The 2,794-nt window shown below is 38.3% G+C and carries 2 protein-coding genes; both read left to right on the plus strand.

Translation table 11 applies throughout. From position 1 onward, the window contains the following. The coding region (locus ACIQ6Z_RS09855) for a succinate dehydrogenase (RefSeq protein ID WP_396210704.1) at positions 1 to 718 on the plus strand (718 nt) is incomplete at its 5' end. Positions 719 to 736: 18 nt separating this feature from the next. Next, positions 737 to 2,746 (plus strand): fumarate reductase/succinate dehydrogenase flavoprotein subunit, encoded by a 2,010-nt coding sequence (locus tag ACIQ6Z_RS09860; protein ID WP_396210705.1) that lies wholly within the window; start codon positions 737 to 739, stop codon positions 2,744 to 2,746. Positions 2,747 to 2,794 lie beyond the last annotated feature (48 nt).

A 2,794-nucleotide genomic window follows, 5' to 3' on the forward strand; every position in this document is an offset into this window, starting at 1 on the left:
GTATGCGTTATTTATGACTTCCAATCCGGCAGTAAAATTACTTTCTTACTTAACGTACATTTCTATTTTATTCCACGCTATCGATGGAATTGCTTTAACGGTTCAAAACAAAAAAGCGCGTCCAGTTGGTTACGCAAAAACAGATGGTTCTTCCAGTAGTTTAGCGTCAAGAAACATGGCAGTTTTAGGGACACTTATTTTAGTATTTATTGCCACTCACATGGTTAATTTTTGGGCAAAAATGCATTTTGACAAAAACATGCCTTTAATGACAAAAACCATTGAAGTACAAGGACAAAAACAAAAATTTTATGTTGGAACGCAAGTTGGACAGTATTTTCCGGTCGAGCAAGTAGCTAAAGAAGGAGATAAAACTGCTCAAGGAGAGATGCCAAAACAATTGATTATCAAAAATAGAACCGAGTTATATTTTAGTCAAGCCGATGTTAAAACAGCCGATCTTTATAAAGATTTATACAAGCTTACGATCGACTTTTTTAAAGATGCTAAATATGGATTGTATTTTACTATTGGTTATGTTTTAGCCATGTTTGCTCTAGCATTTCACTTGTGGCATGGCTTTCAAAGTGCTTTCCAATCTTTGGGCGTGAACAGTTCAAAATTAACACCAGCCATCAAGTTTTTCGGAAGAGCATTTGCAATTGTAGTACCACTATTGTTTGCAATTATTCCAGTTATCTTACACTTTAAAAAATAATCAACATCAGTATATATTATGAAGTTAGATTCTAAAATACCAGCGGGTCCATTAAAAGACAAATGGACCGATCATAAAAACCATTTGAAACTAGTTGCACCTAATAACCGACCAAAAATCGATATTATTGTAGTTGGGACAGGTTTAGCAGGGGCTTCGGCTGCTGCCTCTTTAGGAGAAATGGGATACAATGTAAAAGCATTTTGTTTTCAAGATTCTCCACGACGTGCGCATTCAATTGCTGCTCAAGGAGGAATTAATGCCGCAAAAAATTACCAAAATGATGGTGACAGTGTGTACCGTCTTTTCTACGATACCATTAAAGGAGGTGACTACCGTGCGCGTGAAGCAAATGTACACCGTTTGGCAGAAGTTTCAGGAAATATCATCGACCAATGTGTGGCTCAAGGTGTTCCTTTTGCCCGTGAATATGGGGGAATGTTAGACAACCGTTCGTTTGGTGGAACACAAGTACAACGTACGTTCTACGCAGCCGGACAAACCGGACAACAATTATTGTTAGGAGCATACTCTGCTTTATCGAGACAAATCGGATTAGGTCGTGTTAAAATGTACAACCGTCACGAAATGTTGGATTTGGTAAAAGTAGATGGGAAAGCACGCGGAATCATCGCCCGTAACTTAGTAACTGGAGCCATTGAAAGACATTCAGCGCATGCTGTGGTTATCGCTTCTGGAGGGTATGGAAACGTATATTTCCTTTCAACAAATGCCATGGGAAGTAACGTAACAGCCGCATGGAAAGTACACAAACAAGGGGCTTTATTTGCGAATCCTTGCTATGTGCAAATTCACCCAACGTGTATTCCAGTTCATGGAACCAATCAGGCAAAGCTAACCTTGATGTCGGAATCGTTACGAAATTCGGGACGTATTTGGGTTCCTAAAACAAAAGAAGACGCAGCTGCCGTAAGAGAAGGTAAATTAAAACCTGCCGATATCGCTGAAGCAGACAGAGATTATTATTTAGAAAGAAAATACCCATCTTTTGGAAACTTAGCACCAAGAGATATCTCCTCAAGAGCGGCTAAAGAGGTGTGTGATGAAGGAAGAGGAATTGAATCAAACGATACTAATGAAGGCGTTTTCTTAGATTTCTCAACTGAAATACAAACAAAAGGGAAACAAGCTGCCTATGCAAAAGGAAACCACAACCCAACGCCTGAAGAGATTACGGCATACGGGAAGCAATGGTTAAAAGAAAAATACGGTAATTTATTTACCATGTATCAAAAAATTACCGATGAAAATCCATACGAAACACCGATGAAAATTTATCCAGCGGTACATTACACTATGGGTGGAGTATGGGTAGATTACAACTTACAATCTTCGATTCCAGGTTGTTTTGTTGCCGGTGAGGCGAATTTCTCGGATCACGGTGCAAACCGTTTAGGTGCTTCTGCTTTAATGCAAGGTTTGGCAGACGGTTATTTCGTATTGCCGTATACCATTTCAAATTACTTAGCGGATGAAATTAGAACGGGTAAAATCGCCACTGATGCACCAGAATTTGAAGAAGCTGAAGCACGAGTTAAAGATTCGATCAGTAAGTTTTTGAATAATAACGGTACGAAATCGGTAGATTATTTCCACAAAAAATTAGGTTTGATCATGTGGAATAAAGTGGGAATGGGTAGAAATGAAAAAGGATTAACAGAAGCAATCGCTGAAATCGCTCAATTGAAAGAAGATTTTTACCGCGATGTAAATGTTCCAGGAAGCAATGAAGAGTTGAATCCTCAATTAGAAAAAGCACTAAGAGTTGCCGACTTAATTGATTTAGGTCAGTTAATGGCGATGGATGCTTTACAACGTAAGGAATCTTGTGGAGGTCATTTCCGTGAAGAATACCAAGATGCTGAAGGCGAAACACTTCGTGATGATGAGAATTTCTCATTCGTAGGAGCTTGGGAATACAAAGGAGACGATATTACAAAAGAAGAACTTCATAAAGAAGAATTGAAATACGAGTTTATAAAAATCGCAGCTAGAAATTACAAATAAAATAGTATGAGTGCAGCAAAAAATATCAATATAAACCTTAAAATTTGG

The organism is Flavobacterium sp., from assembly GCF_044376915.1.
In the GTDB taxonomy this organism is placed as follows: Bacteria; Bacteroidota; Bacteroidia; order Flavobacteriales; family Flavobacteriaceae; genus Flavobacterium.

Excerpts from the sequence above, each read along its gene's own strand:
- ACIQ6Z_RS09860 (WP_396210705.1), top strand. The coding sequence starts at position 737 with ATGAAGTTAGATTCTAAAATACCAGCGGGTCCATTAAAAGACAAATGG.